The sequence below is a fragment of the Enterobacter sp. T1-1 genome (genome assembly GCF_000710795.1).
Classification (GTDB): Bacteria; Pseudomonadota; Gammaproteobacteria; order Enterobacterales; family Enterobacteriaceae; genus Enterobacter; species Enterobacter cloacae.
The window spans coordinates 65,679-88,088 of the sequence record NZ_JALW01000015.1 but is presented as its reverse complement, the minus strand read 5'-3'; the positions used below and the strand labels follow the sequence as shown (position 1 = coordinate 88,088).

The following is a 22,410-nucleotide window of genomic DNA, read 5'->3' as shown; positions in this document are numbered from 1 at the left end:
GAGTCTCGTTTCCCGCTCCAAATTCTTCTTGATATCAAAAATATCCACAGCGATAAGATTCGTTGGGGACGTTTTATATTACTTCCGAAATACTCTTGTAAACAGAGTTATCCACAGATTTTGGGTGTGGCCGAAACCGTGTAAAAAGTTAGCAGGGTGAATAGTATCTCTGTAACTTGCTGTATATTCTTGAGAAAATTTGATTTCAAAATGTTATTGAGATCACTTGACCTCATCTCCAGCCCTGATGCTGCTTGAGTTTGTAATTTTATTCACAGGCTGTGAATAGTTCACGCATCCCGCGGAAGCCCTTTTTCTATCACTCTCACCAGGCGTTGTTTTTGCGGTGGTTGTACCTCAACCACGCAGGCATTTCGCTTCTCGATTTGCTGCGCAATCGCCCATTCTATGTGTTCGTCGAGAAGTGGGTGCTCACCTCTACGGCTCTCAAGCGCCCGGATATTCGCTTCATCCCACGGGGCATTTCCCAGCGCAACGGCGACATTACGCAGCCAGCGCAGATGGCCAATACGGCGAATGGCCGAACCTTCCGTCACTTTCAGGAACCAGGCTTCACTCCAGGCAAACAGTTCAATGAGCTGTGGCGCATGCAGCGCCTTACGCGGGCTAAAATCCTCTTCGTCCGTGAGTTGCGAGTAGCGGTTCCACGGGCAAATTAACTGACAGTCGTCGCAGCCGTAGATGCGATTGCCGATAAGCGGCCGGAATTCTTCAGGGATCGCCCCTTCCAGTTCGATGGTGAGGTAAGAGATGCAGCGTCGTGCATCCACCGTATAGGGCTCAACGATAGCGCTCGTCGGGCAGATAGTCATACAGGCCACGCAGCGCCCACAGCCTTCTTCTACCGGGCCGTCTACCGGCAGCGGTAAATCAATCAGCAGTTCACCAAGGAAAAAGAACGATCCTGCGTCGCGGCTCAGAATAAGTGAGTGCTTACCAGTCCAGCCAAGCCCGGCTTTTTCAGCGATAGGGCGCTCAAGAACAGGCGCGGAGTCGACAAACGGTCTAAAATTCAGCGAAACACAGTGCTGCTGAATAGTTTCGCCGAGTTTTTTTAGTCGGTTACGCAGAAGCTTATGGTAATCACGCCCCAGGGCATACCGGCTAACGTAACCGAGAGAGGGATTTTTTAACGTACGCGCAAAAGCCGCGTTGGCGGGAAGATAATTCATGCGTACGCTGATAACGCGTAACGTACCCGGCAACAGCTCGTGTGGACGGGCCCGCATCATGCCGTGACGCGCCATCCACTCCATTTCGCCGTGGTATTGTTTATCCAGCCAGGCCTGCAGTTTTGGCTCGCTGGCGGAGAGATCGGTGTCGGTGATCCCCACCTTCTGGAAGCCCAGTTCAGCACCCCACTGTTTTATTTTTTGCGCTAACTGATTGAGATCGAGGGGCTGTGACATGACGGACCATACTCTGAAGAAAAACCCCGCAAGTATACCACATTCCATCTGGCATGCGGATGACCTCAGACGCGCCGAAAAAGAGGCCGCAGACAGTCTTGGCATTACCCTTTATGAGCTCATGCAACGGGCGGGCGAGGCGGCATTCAACATTGCCCGCAGTGCGTATCCGCAATCCGGCCACTGGCTCATTTTATGCGGACACGGCAATAACGGCGGCGATGGTTACGTTGTCGCCCGGCTGGCGGTCGCGGCAGGTCTCCGCGTTACGTTACTGGCGCTGGAGAGCGATAAGCCGCTGCCGGAAGAAGCCAGCGCCGCGCGGGAAGCCTGGCTGAATGCAGGCGGAGTGATTCATGCATCCGATATCGTCTGGCCAGAGGATGTTGATCTGATTGTTGATGGTCTGCTGGGCACCGGGTTACGTAGTGCGCCCCGTGATAACGTAGCCGCTCTGATTGCGCGCGCCAATGCCCATACCGCGCCGGTGGTGGCACTGGATATTCCCTCTGGTCTGTTGGCGGAAACCGGTGCGACGCCAGGAGCGGTGATCCAGGCCGCGCATACTGTCACGTTTATTGCCCTGAAGCCCGGGTTACTCACCGGGAAAGCGAGGGATGTGGTGGGCTCGTTGCACCATAACGCCCTGGGGCTGGAGAGCTGGCTTGCCGGGCAGGAGATACACCTTTCCCGCTTTGATGCTACTCAACTTAGCCACTGGCTGCCGCCGCGTCGGCCAACGTCGCACAAGGGCGACCACGGCAGGCTGGTCATCATTGGCGGCGATCACGGCACTGCTGGCGCAATCCGGATGACGGGGGAAGCTGCGTTGCGTAGCGGTGCGGGGCTGGTCCGGGTGCTGACGCGCAGTGAAAATATCCCGCCCATCATTACGGCCCGACCAGAGCTGATGGTGCATGAGCTTACGCAGCAGACCCTTGAAGAGAGTCTTGAGTGGGCGGATGTGGTGGTGATTGGCCCGGGACTCGGGCAACAGGCCTGGGGTAAGCAGGCTCTGCAAAAGGTCGAGAATTTTCGTAAACCGATGCTCTGGGATGCCGATGCGCTGAACCTTCTGGCAATCAACCCGGATAAGCGTCACAATCGCATCCTGACGCCACACCCCGGCGAAGCCGCGCGGCTGCTTAACTGCAGCGTGGCAGAAATTGAAAGCGATCGCTTACTTTCTGCTCGCCGTCTGGTAAAACGTTACGGAGGTGTTGCCGTTCTCAAAGGGGCGGGAACCGTCATCGCAAGCGATGAGGCACTGGGCATTATTGATGCCGGAAATGCGGGCATGGCGAGTGGCGGAATGGGCGATGTGCTTTCAGGCATCATCGGCGCATTGCTCGGGCAGAAACTTCCCCTTTATGATGCAGCCTGTGCCGGCTGCGTGGCTCACGGTGCGGCGGCTGACAGCCTGGCTGCACGGTATGGCACACGCGGTATGCTGGCCACCGATCTTTTTTGCACGCTGCGGCGTGTTGTTAACCCGGATGTGATTGACGTAGAAAATGACTAATCGAGCGATTCCTTTACCTGATGAACAAGCCACTTTAGAACTCGGCAAGCGCGTGGCGCAGGCCTGTCAGGGGGCGACTGTCATTTATCTTTATGGTGATTTAGGTGCGGGTAAAACCACCTTCAGCCGGGGTTTTTTGCAGGCGTTAGGCCATAACGGGAATGTGAAAAGCCCAACCTACACGCTGGTAGAACCGTACACTCTTGAAAATCTCATGGTGTATCACTTCGATTTATACCGACTTGCGGATCCTGAGGAGCTGGAATTTATGGGGATCCGTGATTATTTTGCCAATGATGCCATCTGCCTGGTGGAGTGGCCGCAACAAGGTGCGGGTGTGTTGCCTGACCCGGATGTCGAAATTCACTTAGATTACCAGGCACAAGGGCGTGAGGCGCGCATCAGTGCTGTTTCCTCATCAGGCAGTTCCTTACTGGCGCGTTTAGCCGGTTGAGCGTAGGGATGACGGGATGATAAATCGCGTTAAAGGTTGGTTATTGGCTGCCACAGTGCTGCTGTGCGCGCAGGCTGGTGCGGCAAGCCTCTCGGATATTCAGGTGTCGAACGGGGAGAGTCAGGCCCGGATCACGTTCAGTTTTATGGGCGACCCTGAATATGCTTTTTCTCAACCAGACAGCCGCAGCGTGGCGCTGGATATCAAACAGACGGGTGTGATCCAGGGGTTGCCCTTGCAGTTCAGCGGTAACAACCTGGTCAAAAGTATTCGTTCCGGTACGCCAAAAGACAGTCAGTCATTGCGCCTGGTGGTCGATCTGACCGAAAAGGGTAAAACGCGGGCGGTGAAGCAGCAAAACGGCGCGAATTATACGGTGGTCTTTACCATCAATGCCGATGCGCCTCCGCCACCGCCACCGCCGCCGCCGCCGGTTGTGGCGAAACGGGTGGAAGAGCCGGTTTATACCCCGCGCCCGTCTGAACCTGCGCGGAATCCGTTTAAAACCGACAACGATCGCATCACCGGCGTTACCAGCAGTAATACCGTGACGCGCCCGGCGGCCAGCGCGCGTCGGGTGGTCAGCGGTGATAAAGTGATTATCGCCATTGATGCCGGTCATGGCGGGCAGGATCCTGGTGCAATTGGTCCAGGTGGTACGCGCGAGAAAAACGTGACCATCGCCATTGCCCGTAAGCTACGGACGCTGTTGAACGATGACCCGATGTTTAAAGGCGTATTGACCCGTGACGGCGATTATTTTATCTCCGTGATGGGACGCTCAGACGTGGCGCGTAAACAAAATGCTAACTTCCTGGTTTCCATTCATGCGGATGCCGCGCCAAACCGTAACGCCACGGGGGCATCGGTGTGGGTGCTGTCAAACCGTCGGGCGAACAGTGAAATGGCTAACTGGCTTGAAGAGCATGAGAAGCAGTCCGAACTGTTGGGTGGGGCGGGCGATGTGCTGGCCAACAGCCAGTCTGACCCGTATCTCAGCCAGGCGGTGCTCGATTTACAGTTCGGTCATTCTCAGCGCGTCGGGTATGATGTCGCCACCAACGTACTGAATCAGCTGCAAGGCATCGGGGCATTGCATAAACGCCGTCCGGAGCATGCGAGCCTTGGGGTTCTGCGTTCGCCGGACATTCCATCGATCCTCGTGGAAACGGGCTTTATCAGTAATAACAGCGAAGAGCGTTTGCTGGGCAGCGACAGCTATCAGCAGCAAATTGCCGAAGCGATTTATAACGGTCTGCGTAAATATTTTGAGGCTCATCCGCTGCAGTCTGCTCCGCAGGGCGGTGCAGCCCAGACGGCCAGCGCCGTGCTGCCGGGTGAGATGACCGCGACCAACTAAGGAGAATTCATGCCGATTCAGGTTCTACCGCCGCAGCTTGCGAACCAAATCGCCGCCGGTGAGGTGGTGGAGCGCCCTGCGTCGGTGGTGAAGGAGCTGGTCGAAAACAGTCTTGATGCGGGAGCCACCCGCATCGATATTGATATCGAACGTGGTGGCGCAAAGCTGATTCGCATTCGGGACAACGGGTGCGGTATCAAAAAAGAGGAGCTGGCGCTGGCGCTGGCGCGTCACGCGACCAGTAAAATCGCCTCTCTGGACGACCTGGAAGCGATCATCAGCCTCGGGTTTCGCGGCGAGGCGCTGGCCAGTATCAGCTCTGTTTCCCGTTTAACGCTGACCTCCCGAACGGCCGAACAGCAGGAAGCCTGGCAGGCCTATGCCGAAGGGCGCGATATGGACGTCACGATTAAACCTGCGGCGCATCCTGTTGGCACGACGCTCGAAGTATTAGACCTTTTCTACAACACTCCCGCCCGCCGTAAGTTTATGCGCACCGAGAAGACCGAATTCGGTCATATCGATGAGATTATCCGCCGTATCGCGCTGGCGCGTTTCGATGTCACCATCAACCTCAGCCACAACGGCAAGGTGATGCGCCAGTACCGCGCAGTAGCGGAGGGCGGGCAGAAAGAGCGTCGTCTGGGGGCAATCTGCGGTACGCCGTTTCTGGAACAGGCGCTGGCCATTGAATGGCAGCACGGTGATTTGGCCTTACGCGGTTGGGTTGCCGACCCGAACGCCAGCAGCGCCGCCTTCGCGGAGATCCAGTATTGCTACGTAAACGGCCGCATGATGCGCGACCGTCTGATCAACCACGCCATTCGTCAGGCCTGTGAAGATAAGCTCGGCGCGGATCAGCAGCCTGCGTTTGTGCTTTATCTGGAAATCGACCCGTATCAGGTTGATGTTAACGTCCATCCTGCCAAGCATGAAGTTCGGTTCCATCAGTCGCGGCTGGTGCACGATTTCATCTATCAGGGCGTGCTGAGCGTTTTGCAGCAGCAGGTTGAACCCACGCTGCCGCTGGAAAAAGAAGAGTCCGCTCCGCGTCCAATACCGGAAAACCGTGTTGCGGCGGGGCGTAACCATTTTGCCGAGCCAGCTGTCGCGCGTGAACCGGAAGCGCCACGTTTCTCGTCGGCAGGAAGCGCGCAGCGACCCACCGGTGCGAACTATCCCAACGCTCAGCCCGGCTATCAAAAGCAGCAGGGGGCGTTGTACCGTAAACTGCTGGAAACCCCCGCAGTCACGCGTAAAGAGCACAGTGAGGTACAAGCGCCTTCGCTGGAAGGACATAGTCAGAGCTTTGGCCGGGTGCTGACGATTATTGCGCCGGATATGGCGTTACTCGAACGCGAGGGCAAGCTCATGCTCCTGGCCCTGCCGGTTGCTGAACGCTGGCTAAAACAGGTGCAACTGACCCCGGGAGAAAACGCGGCTTGTGCGCAACCGCTTTTGATCCCGGTTCGACTAAAAATATCCACTGAAGAAACAAGGGTACTGCAGCGCGCAGAGGCCCAACTGGCGCAGATGGGGATTGAAATGGTACTGGAATCACAGCATGTGACAATTCGCGCAGTGCCTTTACCCTTACGCCAACAAAATTTACAAAACTTGATTCCTGAACTGATAGGCTACCTGGCGCAACAAACAACGTTTGATGCCGCCAACACTGCGCAGTGGATCGCCCGCCATTTGGCCAGTGATCATACACCGTGGAGTATGGCGCAGGCGATTAGCGTGCTGGCAGAGGTGGAACGCCTTTGCCCGCATCTGGTGAAAGCACCGCCGGGTGGATTATTACAACCTGTTGATTTACAAACGGCGATGACTGCCCTTAAAGATGATTGATGTCAGTAAGGCGAGCCTGCCTAAGGCGATTTTTTTGATGGGCCCTACGGCCTCCGGCAAAACGGCGTTAGCCATTGAGCTACGTAAAGTTTTGCCCGTAGAGTTGATTAGTGTCGATTCTGCCCTCATCTACCGAGGAATGGACATTGGCACGGCGAAGCCCGACGCAGCCGAACTGCGCGCGGCTCCGCATCGTTTGCTGGACATTCTCGACCCGGCGCAGGCCTACTCCGCAGCGGATTTTCGCCGCGATGCCTTAGCTGAGATGGCCGAGATAACGGCGGCGGGACGTATACCGCTGTTGGTTGGCGGCACCATGCTCTATTTCAAGGCGTTGCTGGAGGGGCTCTCTCCTCTGCCATCGGCGGACCCTGAAATAAGAGCAAAAATTGAACAGCAGGCGGCAGAGCAGGGATGGGACGTTTTGCATCAGCAACTGGCAGAGATTGACCCGGTTGCCGCAGCACGGATCCATCCAAATGATCCGCAAAGGCTTTCCCGGGCACTGGAAGTTTTTTTCATTTCGGGTAAAACTTTAACGGAACTGACGCAAACGTCAGGAGACGCTCTGCCGTATCAGGTGCATCAGTTCGCTATCGCCCCGGCGAGCCGTGAACTGCTCCATCAACGAATTGAGCAGCGTTTTCATCAGATGTTGGCTTCAGATTTTGAAGCAGAAGTGCGGGCGTTATTTGCCCGTGGAGATTTGCATACGGACATGCCTTCCGTTCGTTGTGTGGGATACCGCCAGATGTGGTCATATCTTGAAGGCGAGATTTCATATGATGAAATGGTTTATAGAGGTGTTTGCGCCACGAGACAGTTAGCGAAGCGCCAGATCACCTGGTTGCGCGGTTGGGAAGGGGTTCACTGGTTAGACAGCGAAAAACCGCAACAGGCGCTAAACGAAGTGATTGAGGTTATTGGTGATATCGCTCACTGAATGTGTACAATTGAGACGTATCGTGCGCAATTTTTCAGAATCGCAAGGTTCTAAGTACAAAACAAGCATATAAGGAAAAGATAGAATGGCTAAGGGGCAATCTTTACAAGATCCGTTCCTGAACGCATTGCGTCGGGAACGTGTTCCAGTTTCTATTTATTTGGTGAATGGTATTAAGCTGCAAGGTCAGATTGAGTCTTTCGATCAGTTCGTGATCCTGTTGAAAAACACGGTCAGCCAGATGGTCTACAAGCACGCTATTTCTACTGTTGTTCCGTCCCGTCCGGTATCTCATCACAGCAATAACGCTGGCGGCGGCACTGGTAGTAACTACCATCATGGCAGCAACGCGCAGGGTTCTTCTGCTCCTGCGCAGGACAGCGACGAGACCGAATAAGGTTTCGCACTGTTATCCACACGGGGAGCCAGGGATCCTGCGTTCCCCGCTGATATTTTTAGAGGGTTTTACGCTTGTTTGACCGTTATGATGCCGGTGAGCAGGCGGTGCTGGTACACATCTATTTTTCGCAAGACAAAGATATGGAAGACCTCCAGGAGTTTGAATCTCTGGTCTCTTCCGCCGGTGTCGAAGCAATGCAGGTGATTACCGGTAGCCGTAAAGCGCCGCACCCAAAGTATTTTGTTGGTGAAGGTAAAGCAGTAGAAATTGCGGATGCCGTAAAAGCAACCGGTGCGTCAGTCGTGTTGTTTGATCATGCGCTGTCTCCGGCTCAGGAGCGTAACCTGGAAGCGCTTTGCGAATGCCGTGTTATCGATCGCACGGGGTTGATTTTAGATATTTTTGCTCAGCGTGCACGTACCCACGAGGGTAAGCTGCAGGTTGAGCTGGCGCAGCTGCGCCATCTGGCCACGCGTCTTGTACGTGGCTGGACCCACCTTGAACGACAAAAAGGCGGGATTGGTTTGCGCGGTCCGGGTGAAACCCAGCTCGAAACCGACCGCCGTTTGCTGCGCGGCCGTATTACCCAGATCCTCTCTCGTCTGGAAAGAGTCGAGAAACAGCGTGAGCAGGGACGTCGGGCGCGTACGAAAGCCGACATCCCGACGGTGTCGCTGGTGGGGTATACCAACGCCGGTAAATCCACCCTGTTTAACCAGATTACCGAGGCCCAGGTCTATGCCGCAGACCAGCTGTTTGCGACCCTGGACCCAACGTTGCGTCGTATCGACGTGGCGGATGTGGGTGAAACCGTGCTGGCGGATACCGTAGGGTTTATCCGCCACCTGCCGCATGATCTGGTGGCCGCGTTTAAAGCCACCCTGCAGGAGACGCGTCAGGCGACCCTGCTGCTGCACGTGATTGATGCTGCAGATGTCCGCGTGCAGGAAAACATCGACGCGGTGAATGTGGTGCTCGAAGAGATCGAGGCCCACGAGATCCCAACGCTGTTGGTGATGAACAAGATCGACATGCTGGATGATTTTGAGCCGCGTATCGATCGTGATGAAGAGAACAAACCAATTCGGGTCTGGCTTTCCGCCCAGACCGGTATTGGCGTGCCACTGCTTTTCCAGGCTTTGACAGAACGTCTTTCCGGTGAGGTAGCCCAGCACACGCTGCGACTGCCACCACAGGAAGGCAGGCTGCGCAGCCGGTTTTATCAGCTTCAGGCGATAGAAAAAGAGTGGATGGAGGATGACGGCAGCGTGGGGATGCAGGTGCGTATGCCGATCGTTGACTGGCGTCGCCTCTGTAAACAAGAACCTGCGCTGGTCGGCTATATCGTCTGATCGGAAAGGGGATGCCTGAATAATTCGCCCTTGCATAACAAATATGGAGCATATACATGGCGTGGAATCAGCCCGGTAATAACGGACAGGACCGCGACCCGTGGGGAAGCAGCAATAATCAAGGCGGCAACTCTGGGGGAAATGGCAACAAAGGTGGTCGCGATCAGGGGCCGCCGGATCTGGATGATATCTTCCGCAAGCTAAGCAAGAAGCTTGGTGGGCTTGGTGGAGGAAAAGGGTCTGGCTCGGGTGGCAATTCTACCCAGGGCCCGCGCCCGCAAATGGGTGGTCGCATCGTGGGCATTGTGGCCGCTGCCGTGGTCATCATCTGGGCTGCCAGCGGGTTCTACACCATTAAAGAAGCCGAGCGCGGCGTGGTTACCCGTTTTGGTAAGTTCAGCCATCTGGTTGAGCCGGGCCTGAACTGGAAACCGACCTTCATTGACGACGTCACTGCTGTGAACGTGGAGTCGGTGCGTGAGCTGGCCGCTTCCGGCGTGATGCTGACCTCTGATGAGAACGTAGTGCGCGTTGAGATGAACGTGCAATATCGTGTTACGGACCCAGAACGTTATCTGTTTAGCGTGACCAGTGCCGATGACAGCCTGCGTCAGGCGACCGACAGCGCCTTGCGTGGCGTGATCGGTAAATACACCATGGACCGCATTCTGACTGAAGGTCGTACCGTTATTCGTAGCGATACCCAGCGTGAGCTGGAAGAGACCATTCGTCCGTACAACATGGGTATCACCCTGCTGGACGTCAACTTCCAGGCTGCTCGTCCGCCGGAAGAGGTGAAAGCCGCGTTTGATGACGCGATTGCCGCGCGTGAGAACGAACAGCAGTACATCCGTGAAGCGGAAGCGTACGCCAACGAAGTTCAGCCACGTGCTAACGGTCAGGCGCAGCGTATTCTTGAAGAAGCACGCGCGTATAAGACCCAGACCATCCTGGAAGCGCAGGGTGAAGTGGCACGTTTCGCGAAAATCCTGCCGGAATATAAAGCGGCTCCGGAAATTACCCGCGAGCGTCTCTATATCGAAACCATGGAAAAAGTGCTGAGCCATACACGTAAAGTGCTGGTTAACGACAGCAAAGGTGGAAACCTGATGGTACTGCCGCTGGATCAGATGCTGAAAGGCGGTTCTGCACCGGCAGCAAAAGATAACAGCGGTGCGAATAACCTGCTGCGTCTGCCACCTGCATCGTCCGGTAGCTCCAGCGCAACAACCACGCCTTCTTCGAACGATGGTGACATTATGGACCAACGCCGTGCTAACGCGCAGCGTAACGACTACCAGCGTCAGGGGGAATAAGGATGCGTAAGTCAGTTATTGCGATCATCGTCATCGTACTGGTCGTACTTTATACCTCTATCTTTGTGGTGAAAGAGGGCGAGCGCGGGATTAAGTTCCAGTTCAGCAGCGTCGTCCGTGACAGTGACAAGCGTCCGGTGATTTATGAGCCGGGTCTGCACTTCAAGGTTCCTTTTATCCAGTCAGTGAAGACGCTTGATGCGCGTATCCAGACCATGGATAACCAGGCCGACCGTTTCGTGACCAAAGAGAAGAAAGACCTGATCGTTGACTCTTATATCAAGTGGCGTATCAGTGATTTCAGCCGTTACTTCCTGGCAACGGGCGGCGGTGATGTTTCTCAGGCGGAAGTGCTGTTGAAACGTAAATTCTCTGACCGTCTGCGTTCTGAGATTGGTCGTCTGGATGTGAAAGACATCGTGACCGACTCTCGTGGTCGTCTGACGCTGGAAGTGCGCGATGCGCTGAACTCCGGCACCGCGGGTACGGAAGACGAAGTTGAAACGCCAGCAGCGGACGATGCAATTGCTAAAGCGGCGGAACGTGTTCAGGCTGAAACCAATGGTAAAGTGCCTGTAATCAACCCGAACAGTATGGCTGCGCTGGGTATCGAAGTGGTGGATGTGCGTATTAAGCAGATCAACCTGCCGGCGGAAGTGTCTGAGGCGATTTACAACCGTATGCGCGCCGAGCGTGAAGCGGTAGCCCGTCGTCACCGTTCACAGGGTCAGGAAGAAGCGGAAAAACTGCGTGCAGCCGCGGACTACGAAGTGACCAAGACGCTGGCGGAATCTGAGCGTCAGGGCCGTATCCTGCGTGGTGAAGGTGATGCGGAAGCCGCGAAACTGTTCGCCGATGCGTTTAGCCAGGATCCAGACTTCTACGCCTTTATCCGTAGCCTGCGTGCTTACGAGAATAGCTTCCAGAGCAACCAGGATGTGATGGTGCTCAGCCCGGACAGCGATTTCTTCCGTTATATGAAGACGCCGACTAACGCAACGCGATAAACTCAGTCTCGTTTGAGTATTCAAACCACCGCTCTTAACGGAGCGGTGGTTTTCTTTTATAAGGATTAAAAATGAATTCAACGATCTGGCTGGCACTGGCGCTGGTTTTAGTCCTGGAAGGCCTGGGCCCGATGCTCTATCCGCGCGCCTGGCGTCGCATGATCGCCACCCTGAGCCAGTTGCCGGATAATATTTTGCGCCGATTCGGCGGCGGTCTTGTGGTTGCTGGTATTGTTATCTACTACATGTTGAGGAAAACGATTGGCTGATCAAAAAGTGATCGGTTTTGGCATATTTTGGGGTCAAAAAGTGCTGTATATCTGAAAAAGCGATGGTAGAATCCATTTTTAAGCAAACGGTGATTTTGAAAAAAATGGGTAACAACGTCGTCGTACTGGGCACCCAATGGGGTGACGAAGGTAAAGGGAAGATTGTTGATCTTCTGACTGAACGGGCTAAATATGTTGTACGCTACCAGGGCGGTCACAACGCAGGCCATACTCTCGTAATCAACGGTGAAAAAACCGTCCTCCATCTTATTCCATCAGGCATTCTCCGCGAAAACGTCACCAGCATCATCGGTAACGGCGTAGTGCTGTCTCCGGCTGCGCTGATGAAAGAGATGAAAGGTCTGGAAGACCGTGGTATCCCGGTTCGCGAGCGTCTGCTGCTCTCCGAAGCCTGCCCGCTGATCCTTGATTATCACGTGGCGCTGGACGTTGCGCGTGAAAAAGCGCGTGGCGCGAAAGCGATCGGCACCACCGGTCGTGGTATCGGCCCGGCTTATGAAGACAAAGTGGCTCGTCGCGGTCTGCGCGTGGGCGACCTGTTCGATAAAGCCACCTTCGCTGAAAAACTGAAAGAAGTGATGGAATATCACAACTTCCAGCTGGTGAACTTCTACAAAGCAGACGCTGTTGACTACCAGAAAGTGCTGGATGATGTCATGGCGATTGCAGACATTCTGACCGGCATGGTAGTTGATGTGTCCGATCTGCTGGACCAGGCGCGCAAGCGTGGCGATTTCGTCATGTTCGAAGGTGCGCAGGGTACGCTGCTGGATATCGACCACGGTACCTATCCGTACGTAACTTCCTCTAACACCACCGCAGGTGGCGTGGCGACCGGCTCTGGCCTGGGTCCACGTTATGTGGATTACGTTCTGGGCATCATCAAAGCGTACTCCACTCGCGTGGGTGCGGGTCCATTCCCGACCGAGCTGTTTGATGAAACCGGCGAGTTCCTGTGCAAGCAAGGTAACGAGTTTGGCGCGACCACCGGTCGTCGTCGTCGTACCGGCTGGCTGGATGCAGTGGCTGTGCGTCGTGCAGTGCAGATCAACTCCCTGTCTGGCTTCTGCCTGACCAAACTGGACGTCCTGGACGGCCTGAAAGAGGTGAAAATCTGCGTCGGTTACCGCATGCCGGATGGCCGTGAAGTGACCACCACTCCGCTGGCTGCTGATGACTGGGAAGGTATCGAGCCAATCTACGAAACCATGCCAGGCTGGTCTGAGACCACTTTCGGTGTGAAAGAGCGTAGCGGCCTGCCACAGGCAGCGCTGGATTACATCAAGCGCATTGAAGAACTGACCGAAGTGCCGATCGACATTATCTCTACCGGCCCGGATCGTACTGAAACGATGATCCTGCGCGACCCGTTCGACGCATAATCTTCGTGACTGCTGGCCTGCGGGAAAACCCGTAGGCCGGATAAGCGTAGCGCCATCCGGCGACCGCTCCTGGATATCCGCTTTTTCGCCCCGTCTGTCAAATAAATTAGCCCCTAACTATCTGGCTGGTTTATCATCATTAATGAATATCTCTGCGGTTTTACCGCGTTTTCCCTTTTTTCCTGAGGTTGATGTGCAGTTAACAAGTTTCACCGATTACGGCTTACGCGCGCTAATCTACATGGCGTCGTTACCCGATGGGAAAATGACCAGTATCTCTGAAGTGACAGAGGTCTACGGCGTGTCCCGTAATCATATGGTCAAAATAATCAATCAACTTAGTCGTGCCGGATACGTTGCTGCCGTCCGCGGGAAAAATGGTGGGATCCGTCTCGGTAAACCGGCGCAAAGTATTCGTATTGGGGATGTGGTGCGTGAACTGGAGCCTTTGTCTCTGGTGAACTGCAGCAGTGAGTTCTGCCACATTACACCCGCTTGTCGCCTGAAACAGGCGCTTTCTCTGGCCGTGCAAAGTTTTCTTAAGGAACTGGATAACTACACGCTGGCCGATTTGGTTGAAGAGAATCAACCGCTTTATAAATTATTGCTGGTGGAATGAAGAAAATTTCCACCGGAGCTGACAACGGAGGAACCGATATGTCACATGATCCTTTCCAGGAACGCGAAGCTGAAAAATACGCGAATCCTATCCCCAGCCGCGAGTTCATCATTGAACACTTAACAAAACGCGAAAAACCCGCCAATCGTGAAGAACTTGCTGTTGAATTAAACATTGAAGGTGAAGAGCAAACTGAAGCCCTTCGCCGCCGCCTGCGCGCCATGGAGCGCGACGGGCAATTGGTCTTTACCCGTCGCCAGTGCTATGCGCTGCCAGAACGCCTCGACCTGTTGAAAGGGACCGTCATTGGTCACCGCGACGGTTACGGTTTTTTGCGCGTAGAGGGCCGCAAAGACGACCTCTACCTCTCATCCGAACAGATGAAAATGTGTATTCACGGCGACCAGATCCTGGCGCAGCCGCTGGGTGCCGATCGTAAAGGCCGCCGCGAAGCACGCGTGGTTCGCGTGTTGGTGCCAAAAACCAGCCAGATCGTTGGCCGCTACTTTACCGATGCCGGTGTAGGCTTTGTGGTACCGGATGACAGCCGTCTGAGCTTCGATATCCTGATCCCGCCTGAAGAGGTGATGGGCGCGCGCATGGGCTTTGTGGTAGTAGTGGAGCTTACCCAACGTCCAACGCGTCGCACCAAAGCGGTAGGTAAAATCGTCGAAGTGCTGGGCGATAACATGGGTACCGGCATGGCTGTTGATATGGCCCTGCGTACGCATGAGATCCCTTACATCTGGCCAAAAGCGGTTGAAGAGCAGATTGTGGGTCTGAAGGAAGAGGTGCCGGAAGAGTCCAAAGCGGGACGCGTGGATCTCCGCAGTTTGCCGCTGGTCACCATTGATGGTGAAGATGCCCGCGACTTCGATGACGCCGTATACTGCGAGAAAAAACGTGGCGGCGGCTGGCGTCTGTGGGTTGCTATCGCCGACGTGAGCTATTACGTTCGTCCCCATACGCCGCTCGATAACGAAGCGCGCAGCCGTGGTACGTCGGTTTACTTCCCGTCTCAGGTGGTACCGATGCTGCCGGAAGTGCTCTCCAACGGCCTCTGTTCCCTGAACCCGCAGGTTGATCGCCTGTGTATGGTTTGCGAGATGACCATCTCCAGTAAAGGTCGCTTAACCGGTTATAAATTCTACGAAGCGGTAATGAGCTCCCATGCGCGTCTGACCTACACCAAGGTCTGGCATATGCTGCAGGGCGATCAGGACCTGCGTGAACAGTATGCGCCGCTGGTGAAGCACATCGAAGAGTTGCATAACCTCTACAAAACGCTGGATCAGGCGCGCGAAGAGCGTGGCGGGATCTCGTTTGAGAGCGAAGAGGCGAAGTTCATTTTCAACGCTGAACGCCGCATTGAGCGTATTGAACAGACCCAGCGTAACGATGCGCATAAGCTGATCGAAGAGTGTATGATCCTGGCGAACATCTCGGCGGCCCGTTTTGTCGAGAAAGCTAAAGAGCCGGCGCTGTTCCGTATCCACGATAAACCGTCGACGGAAGCCATTACCGCGTTCCGCTCCGTACTGGCTGAACTCGGTCTGGAGCTGCCTGGCGGTAACAAGCCAGAGCCGCGCGATTATGCTGAGCTGCTGGAATCCATTGGCGATCGTCCGGATGCAGAAATGCTGCAGACTATGCTGCTGCGCTCCATGAAGCAGGCAATTTACGACCCGGAAAACCGTGGTCACTTCGGTCTGGCGCTGCAGTCTTACGCGCACTTTACATCGCCGATCCGCCGTTATCCGGACCTGTCTTTGCACCGTGCGATCAAGTATCTGCTGGCGCAGGAGCAGGGCCATAAAGGTAACACGACTGAAACCGGCGGGTACCACTATTCAATGGAAGAGATGCTGCAGCTTGGCCAGCACTGTTCCATGACCGAACGCCGTGCCGATGAAGCGACGCGCGAAGTCTCTGACTGGCTGAAATGCGACTTTATGCTGGATCAGGTCGGTAACATTTTCAAAGGTGTTATCGCCAGCGTGACCGGGTTTGGTTTCTTTGTTCGCCTTGACGAGCTGTTTATCGACGGTCTGGTGCATGTCTCCAGCCTCGATAACGACTATTATCGTTTCGACCAGGTTGGACAGCGCCTGATTGGTGAGTCGGGTGGACAGACCTATCGCCTTGGCGACCGGGTGGAAGTGAAAGTCGAAGCCGTCAACATGGACGAGCGTAAGATTGACTTCAGTCTGATCTCCAGCGAGCGCGCGCCGCGCAACGTAGGTAAAACCGCGCGTGAGAAGGCGAAAAAAGGCGGTAACGGCAACGCGAGCGGCAAACGTCGTCAGGCGGGTAAGAAAGTGAACTTCGAGCCAGACAGCGCCTTCCGCGGTGAGAAAAAGCAGAAGCCAAAAGCGGCGAAGAAAGAGGCTCGCAAGGCGAAAAAGCCGTCCGCGAAAACGCAGAAAATTGCTGCTGCGACCAAAGCGAAGCGCGCAGCGAAGAAACAGCAGGCGGAGTAAATTCTCCCCTCACCCTGACCCTCTCCCCACTGGGGAGAGGGGGAAATACCTATTATGAGAATCATCAATGAGTGAAATGATTTACGGCATCCACGCGGTGCAGGCCCTGCTGGAGCGCGCACCGGAGCGTTTTCAGGAAGTGTTCATTCTGAAAGGGCGTGAAGACAAACGTCTGATGCCGCTGATCCACGCACTGGAAGCGCAGGGCGTGGTGATCCAGCTGGCCAACCGCCAGTTCCTGGATGAGAAAAGTGAAGGCGCGGTTCACCAGGGGATTATTGCCCGCGTGAAGCCAGGCCGTCAGTATCAGGAAAACGATCTGCCGGATTTGATCGCTGCACTGGATAACCCGTTCTTCCTGATCCTTGATGGCGTGACCGATCCGCACAACCTCGGAGCGTGCCTGCGCAGCGCCGATGCGGCGGGCGTGCACGCGGTGATCGTACCGAAAGATCGTTCTGCACAACTGAACGCAACGGCGAAGAAAGTGGCCTGCGGTGCAGCGGAAAACGTTCCGCTGATCCGCGTCACCAACCTGGCGCGCACCATGCGTATGCTGCAGGAAGAGAATATCTGGATCGTCGGTACCGCCGGTGAAGCGGATCATACTCTGTATCAGAGCAAAATGACCGGCCGTCTGGCGCTGGTAATGGGTGCGGAAGGTGAAGGCATGCGTCGCCTGACGCGTGAGCACTGCGACGAGCTGATCAGCATCCCGATGGCGGGCAGCGTGTCGTCCCTGAACGTTTCTGTTGCAACGGGTATTTGCCTGTTTGAGGCGGTACGTCAGCGCGGCGAATAAACAGCAAGGCCGTCCTGTGGACGGCCTTTTGTGTTTTATCTCTCTCCCGGTGGGTGAGGGCACCAGACGGTGACAACCTTACTCCTCCAACGTCCGCAAATGGTCATCCTTCCTGAGCGTCATCAGTGCCACAATACTCACCACCGCCGTCGCTATGACGTAATATGCCGGAATGTCGAGGTTTCCCGTCTCCTTAATCAACCCGGTAATAATAAGCCCCGCACACCCCGAGAAAATGGCATTCGACAAGGAATACGCCAGACCAAGCCCGGTATAGCGTACACGCGTCGGGAACATCTCTGAGAGCATTGCCGGCCCTGGACCTGCCAGCATGCCCACCAGACCGCCAGCTATCAATACCACGATCGCTTTTACCGCGAGGGTACTGGACTCCGCCTGCAGAATTTTCAGCAGCGGCAGGGCGAGGATCAGCAGTAACGCGGTGGCGATAATCATCACCGTGCGGCGGCCAATCCTGTCGCTCAGGATCCCCGACGGAATAATGGTGAGTGCAAAGCCGACGTTCGAAATCACGGCTATCAACAGTGCCTGGTTAAATCCGGTGTGCAGTGCCGATTGCAGATAGGTCGGCATAATCACCAGATAGGTATAACCCGCCGCCGACCAGACCATCACCCGGCCAATTCCCATCACGATCGCTTTAATTGTGGCGACGGTACTGGCCTGCGCGATCAGCGGTTTTTCCTGCTGCTGCACGAAGCTCGGCGTCTCTTCCATACTCACCCGCAACCAGAGCGCCACCACCCCCATAGGCAGGGCCAGGAAAAATGGGATACGCCAGCCCCAGTCATGCAGGGCTTCCGGCGTCAGTAAGGCAGAAAGCAAGGCGACAATACCCGCGCCCGCTAATAGCCCCAGCGCCACCGTGAATGATTGCCATGCGCCATACAGACCACGTTTACCGCGTGGTGCAAATTCCGTCATCAAGGAAACCGCACCACCGTACTCACCCCCCGCGAACAATCCCTGCAGGATGCGCAGCAACGTAACGATCAGCGGCGCAGCGATACCTATGCTGGCATAGACTGGCACAACACCGATGGCGGCGGTGGCGAGCGTCATCAGCACCAGCACAATAATCAGCGTCGGTTTGCGGCCAATCCGGTCGCCGATGCGGCCAAACACCACCGCCCCCAGTGGGCGGAAAAAGAAAGCGATGGCAAACGAGGCGTAGGTGAGGATCAGGCTGGTCAGCCCCGACTCGCCTTCAAGCTGGAAGAAGTTTTTCGCAATCACGGTGGCCAGAAAGCCGTAGACCGCAAACTCATACCACTCGATGAAATTACCAATGGAGCCTGCAATTAACGCACGCTTATGCGCATTCGGTTGCATAACTTTCCTCACTGAAAGGGGTAAGAATAAATTATTCAATAAAAGTGAAGTGATGAAATAGTTTATTCTTATGTTCTGTGAGCTATTTCACGAATGATATCAGCGGGATCGCTACCGTGTGACCTTACTCCCATGCAGCGTGCACAGGGTCTGTCCATACTTATCTTCATTGCCACTGAAGGAGGGAGACAGCATGCACTGGCAAACACATACCGTTTTTAACCAACCCGCACCGCTTTCGAACAGCAACCTTTTTCTCTCTGATTGTGCCCTGCGTGACGCGGTGGCCCGCGAAGGCGCGGAGTGGGATAGCGAGTTGCTGGCCAGTATAGGCCAGCAGTTAGGTACGGCGGAGTCGCTGGAGCTTGGCAGGCTGGCGAACGTCAATCCGCCGGAGTTACTCCGCTATGACCCCACCGGTGAGCGGCTGGATGATGTCCGTTTTCACCCCGCCTGGCATCTTCTGATGCAGGGGCTGTGCGCTAACCGGGTGCATAACCTGGCGTGGGAAGAGGAGGCGCGTAAAGGCTCCTTTGTCGCTCGCGCCGCGCGCTTCGTGTTGCATGCTCAGGTTGAGGCCGGAACGCTGTGCCCCGTGACCATGACGTTTGCCGCCACGCCGCTGCTGCAACAGGCGCTCCCTGAACCTTTCCAGAACTGGCTCACGCCGCTACTGAGCGATCGTTATGATCCTCACCTTGCCCCAGGAGCCCAAAAGCGCGGCCTGCTGATCGGCATGGGGATGACGGAAAAACAGGGCGGCTCGGACGTGCTCAGCAACACCACTAAAGCGGAAAAGTGCAGCGACGGCAGCTACCGGCTGGTGGGTCATAAGTGGTTTTTCTCTGTGCCACAAAGCGATGCGCATCTGGTGCTGGCGCAGGCGAAAGGCGGGTTGTCCTGCTTTTTTGTTCCTCGCTTTTTGCCTGACGGGCAGCGCAACGCCGTGCGCCTGGAGCGGCTGAAAGACAAGCTCGGCAACCGCTCTAACGCCAGCAGTGAAGCGGAGTTTCTGGATGCGTCCGGCTGGCTGTTAGGGGAAGAGGGGGAAGGGGTACGACAGATCCTTCGCATGGGCGGGTTAACGCGTTTTGACTGCGCTCTGGGCAGCCATGGGTTGATGCGTCGGGCATTATCCGTGGCGCTGTACCACGCCCATCAGCGGCAGACGTTCGGGAAAAACCTCATCGATCAGCCGCTGATGCGCGACGTCCTGAGCCGCATGGCGCTGGTGCTGGAGGGGCAAACGGCGCTGCTGTTTCGCCTTGCCCGGGCGTGGGATAAACGCGCCGATCCGCAGGAGGCGGCCTGGGCGCGGCTTTTCACGCCAGCCGCGAAATTCAGCGTCTGCAAAGCGGGTATCCCGTTTGTGGCAGAGGCGATGGAGGTGTTGGGCGGCATCGGGTACTGCGAGGAGAGTGAACTCCCCCGGCTGTATCGCGAGATGCCGGTGAACAGCATCTGGGAAGGCTCAGGGAACATCATGTGTCTGGATGTTCTGCGCGTTCTGGCGAAGCAGCCGGGTATGTTCGATCTGCTGGCAGAGGATTTTGCGCAGGTGAAAGGTCAGGACAGACACTTCGATCGTAGCTGGCGGCAGCTGCAGCAAAAACTGCGTAAACCGCAGGAGGCGCAGGGGCGGGAGATTGCGCATCAGCTATTCCTGCTGGGCGCCGGAAGCCAGATGCTGCGGCACGCCTCTCCGCCCGTCGCGCAGGCGTGGTGCCGCATGATGCTGGATACCCGTGGCGGCACGCTGATGACAGAGCAGGTTCAAAGCGATCTTCTGCTACGCGCCACGGGCAGGGTAGGCTAGTTTTTAAGCTGGAACAGGCTCACCAGTTGAGTGAGGTGCGACCCTTTCTCGCGCAGTGATTGTGCGGTTTGCTCGCTGCGCGAGACGCGATCGGCGTTGATGTGGGAGGCTTCACCAATATGGGTCATGGCCAGATTTACCTGACGGATCCCCGCCGACTGTTCGCGGGATGCATGGTTAATCTCGGTCACCAGTTGGTTGATGTTATCGATGTGCGCGATGATGGCATCCATCGCCAGACGCGTCTGCTCTGAGAGCGCATGGCCTTCACTCACCTTGTTCAGCGTGTCGCCAATCAACTGCTCAATCTCTTTCACCGCATTAGCGCTGCGTGCCGCCAGGGCGCGCACTTCCTGCGCGACCACAGCAAACCCTTTTCCGTGTTCGCCGGCGCGTGCTGCTTCAACCGCAGCATTAAGCGCCAGAATGTTAGTCTGGAAAGCAATCGACTCAATCACGCGCGTGATGTCCTCGATGCGCTTTGAGGCGTCGCGAATATCGTCCATGGTGGAGACTGCGTTCGTCACCGTCTCGCCCCCCTGATGCACCGCGCGTGAGGTTTCCCCCACCAGCTGCTGCGTCTGTTCCATATTGGCCGCGTTTTGCTGCACGGTTGCGGCGAGTTGTTCCATACTCGCGGAGGTCTCTTCAACGCTGCTGGCCTGTTTGTTGATCTGCTCTGAGATCTCACCGGTATCAGAGGCCAGGGCGTTAGTGCCCAGATGGATCTCGCCTGCGGCCTCGCGTACCTGCAGGACAATCTTTTGCAGACCGCCGCCGATCCCGTTGATGGCGTCGATAAGCTGGCCAACCTCATCCTGGCGGGTAACGGACAGGGTGGCACGCAGATCGCCTGCCGCATATTGTCGGGCAAGGTGAATGACGTTACGCAGCGGACGCGTCAGCATGCGACGAATGATGATGACAAACAGCGCGGCAAACAGGACTGACAGCGCCACGCCTGCCAGCAGGAAGCGATCCCGCATCGTGGTGACGCTTGAGAGCAGCACCGATTTATCCACTTCCCCCACTATGGTCCAGTTCCAGCCTGGCAGCGGCGTGTAGGCCATTTTCAGTATGCGACCATCCTCACTTGTGCGTTCCAGCGTGCCCGGGGTATTGCTCAGCAACTGCTGCTGGGTGGCGCTGTCCCACTCAGGAAGCTGGCCTTCCCGGTTCGAGTGGAAAAGGAACTGTCCGCGCGTTTTACCGTTGCTGCGATCCAGCACGAAGAAGTGTCCGCTGTCACCTAAACGACGATTGAGGATTTTTTCGCGCATCACGTTCCAGGAGTGGGTGATATCCACACCAACAAAAATGATCCCAATGACCTGGCCTTCTGCGTTTTTGAACGGCTGATACTGTGTGATATAGCGCTTGCCGAACAGCAACGCCAGACCTCGATAGACCTCGCCTTTAGTGACGGCCGCATAGGCCGGGCTGGCTGTGTCCAGAACGGTACCCATTGCCCGATCGCCGTTCTCTTTGCGCAGGGAGGTGGCGACACGGACAAAGTCATTACCGCTACGCACAAACAGGGTCGAGATTGCCCCTGTACGCGTCAGGAAGTCGTCAGAAAGTGCATTGTTTTCATGCAGGCCCGTTTCACCCCCTTTCAGAAGGGGAACGCTAAGCCCGTTAATGGTCTGGAGTTGACTGCTGTCGACGCTCAAAGGCTGCGGTAAAAAGGTGGTGAACAGCCGGGTATAGCTCTCGACCTCTTCGCTCAGACTGGTGTTAAACATCTGTACCATATCAACCATACCGGTGGACTGGTTATGCAGGTCTTCTACCGCAAGGGCTTCAAGCTGCTGGCTGGCTTTATGGCTGAGCAGAAAAGTGAAAAGCAGAAACAGCGTGGCGACACTCACGCCGGTAAGAAGCGATAGCTTTGCGCCCAGACCCGCACGGCGAAAAAAGGTGATCATAAATTGCTCATTATTGAAAAGGTATGGCTTTTCAACGGCAGGACAGAGCTAACATTTACTTAAATAATGTAACAAAATGTTATCAAATTGTTTTTAATGGGG

At 55.8% G+C, this 22,410-nt stretch carries 18 protein-coding genes; 15 read left to right on the top strand and 3 right to left on the bottom strand.

Annotated elements, in window-relative coordinates:
• Positions 1-290: 290 nt before the first annotated feature.
• Positions 291-1,430, bottom strand: coding sequence for a tRNA epoxyqueuosine(34) reductase QueG (queG, locus tag AK59_RS0107295; protein ID WP_029882404.1), 1,140 nt, complete (start codon positions 1,428-1,430; stop codon positions 291-293).
• On the opposite strand from queG, the gene nnr reads away from it, so the two are divergent.
• The 14 genes from nnr to rlmB all read left to right on the top strand — a co-directional run bounded on the left by nnr (position 1,429) and on the right by rlmB (position 17,211).
• A complete protein-coding gene (nnr, locus tag AK59_RS0107290) occupies positions 1,429-2,952 on the top strand; it encodes a bifunctional ADP-dependent NAD(P)H-hydrate dehydratase/NAD(P)H-hydrate epimerase (protein ID WP_029882403.1) in 1,524 nt (507 codons plus the stop codon). The two genes, queG and nnr, sit on opposite strands and share 2 nt — an antisense overlap.
• Positions 2,945-3,406 carry a tRNA (adenosine(37)-N6)-threonylcarbamoyltransferase complex ATPase subunit type 1 TsaE gene (tsaE, locus tag AK59_RS0107285; protein WP_013095283.1) on the top strand — a complete coding sequence of 154 codons (462 nt, stop codon included), beginning with the start codon at positions 2,945-2,947 and terminating at the stop codon, positions 3,404-3,406. The genes nnr and tsaE overlap by 8 nt, the downstream gene beginning before the upstream one ends.
• A gap of 16 nt (positions 3,407-3,422) precedes the next feature.
• Positions 3,423-4,766, top strand: coding sequence for an N-acetylmuramoyl-L-alanine amidase AmiB (gene amiB, locus AK59_RS0107280; protein ID WP_029882402.1), 1,344 nt, complete (start codon positions 3,423-3,425; stop codon positions 4,764-4,766).
• A gap of 9 nt (positions 4,767-4,775) precedes the next feature.
• Positions 4,776-6,620 carry a DNA mismatch repair endonuclease MutL gene (mutL, locus tag AK59_RS0107275; protein WP_029882401.1) on the top strand — a complete coding sequence of 615 codons (1,845 nt, stop codon included), beginning with the start codon at positions 4,776-4,778 and terminating at the stop codon, positions 6,618-6,620.
• Complete coding sequence (miaA, locus tag AK59_RS0107270; protein WP_020688973.1) at positions 6,613-7,563, top strand: tRNA (adenosine(37)-N6)-dimethylallyltransferase MiaA; 951 nt, start codon at positions 6,613-6,615, stop codon at positions 7,561-7,563. Before mutL ends, miaA begins: the two co-directional genes overlap by 8 nt.
• Before the next feature lie 85 nt (positions 7,564-7,648).
• On the top strand, positions 7,649-7,960 hold the full coding sequence (hfq, locus tag AK59_RS0107265) for an RNA chaperone Hfq (protein WP_013095287.1): 312 nt from the start codon (positions 7,649-7,651) through the stop codon (positions 7,958-7,960).
• A gap of 74 nt (positions 7,961-8,034) precedes the next feature.
• Positions 8,035-9,315, top strand: a complete 1,281-nt coding sequence (gene hflX / locus AK59_RS0107260; RefSeq protein ID WP_029882400.1) for a ribosome rescue GTPase HflX — start codon at positions 8,035-8,037, stop codon at positions 9,313-9,315.
• Positions 9,316-9,371: 56 nt separating this feature from the next.
• A complete protein-coding gene (gene hflK, locus AK59_RS0107255; RefSeq protein WP_013095289.1) occupies positions 9,372-10,631 on the top strand; it encodes an FtsH protease activity modulator HflK in 1,260 nt (419 codons plus the stop codon).
• A 2-nt stretch (positions 10,632-10,633) separates the two neighbouring features.
• Entirely contained in the window at positions 10,634-11,638 is a 1,005-nt protein-coding gene (gene hflC, locus AK59_RS0107250; protein WP_013095290.1) for a protease modulator HflC, read from the top strand.
• Positions 11,639-11,709: 71 nt separating this feature from the next.
• A complete protein-coding gene (locus AK59_RS0107245; protein ID WP_013095291.1) occupies positions 11,710-11,907 on the top strand; it encodes a DUF2065 domain-containing protein in 198 nt (65 codons plus the stop codon).
• A gap of 104 nt (positions 11,908-12,011) precedes the next feature.
• On the top strand, positions 12,012-13,310 hold the full coding sequence (locus AK59_RS0107240; protein WP_006178975.1) for an adenylosuccinate synthase: 1,299 nt from the start codon (positions 12,012-12,014) through the stop codon (positions 13,308-13,310).
• A 193-nt stretch (positions 13,311-13,503) separates the two neighbouring features.
• Positions 13,504-13,929, top strand: a complete 426-nt coding sequence (nsrR, locus tag AK59_RS0107235) for a nitric oxide-sensing transcriptional repressor NsrR (RefSeq protein WP_014830384.1) — start codon at positions 13,504-13,506, stop codon at positions 13,927-13,929.
• A gap of 38 nt (positions 13,930-13,967) precedes the next feature.
• A complete protein-coding gene (gene rnr, locus AK59_RS0107230) occupies positions 13,968-16,409 on the top strand; it encodes a ribonuclease R (protein ID WP_013095293.1) in 2,442 nt (813 codons plus the stop codon).
• A gap of 67 nt (positions 16,410-16,476) precedes the next feature.
• The gene (rlmB, locus tag AK59_RS0107225; RefSeq protein WP_013095294.1) at positions 16,477-17,211 is read left to right on the top strand and encodes a 23S rRNA (guanosine(2251)-2'-O)-methyltransferase RlmB; all 735 of its coding nucleotides are present in this window, start codon (positions 16,477-16,479) and stop codon (positions 17,209-17,211) included.
• A gap of 78 nt (positions 17,212-17,289) precedes the next feature.
• Here the strand turns inward: rlmB and AK59_RS0107220 are convergent, their stop codons facing one another.
• Complete coding sequence (locus AK59_RS0107220) at positions 17,290-18,564, bottom strand: MFS transporter (protein WP_029882399.1); 1,275 nt, start codon at positions 18,562-18,564, stop codon at positions 17,290-17,292.
• A 193-nt stretch (positions 18,565-18,757) separates the two neighbouring features.
• Between AK59_RS0107220 and AK59_RS0107215 the strand changes: the two genes are divergently transcribed.
• On the top strand, positions 18,758-20,380 hold the full coding sequence (locus AK59_RS0107215; RefSeq protein ID WP_013095296.1) for an isovaleryl-CoA dehydrogenase: 1,623 nt from the start codon (positions 18,758-18,760) through the stop codon (positions 20,378-20,380).
• Here AK59_RS0107215 and AK59_RS0107210 read toward each other — a convergent pair.
• Positions 20,377-22,308, bottom strand: a complete 1,932-nt coding sequence (locus AK59_RS0107210) for a methyl-accepting chemotaxis protein (protein ID WP_029882398.1) — start codon at positions 22,306-22,308, stop codon at positions 20,377-20,379. The genes AK59_RS0107215 and AK59_RS0107210 overlap by 4 nt on opposite strands.
• Between the last annotated feature and the right edge of the window lie 102 nt (positions 22,309-22,410).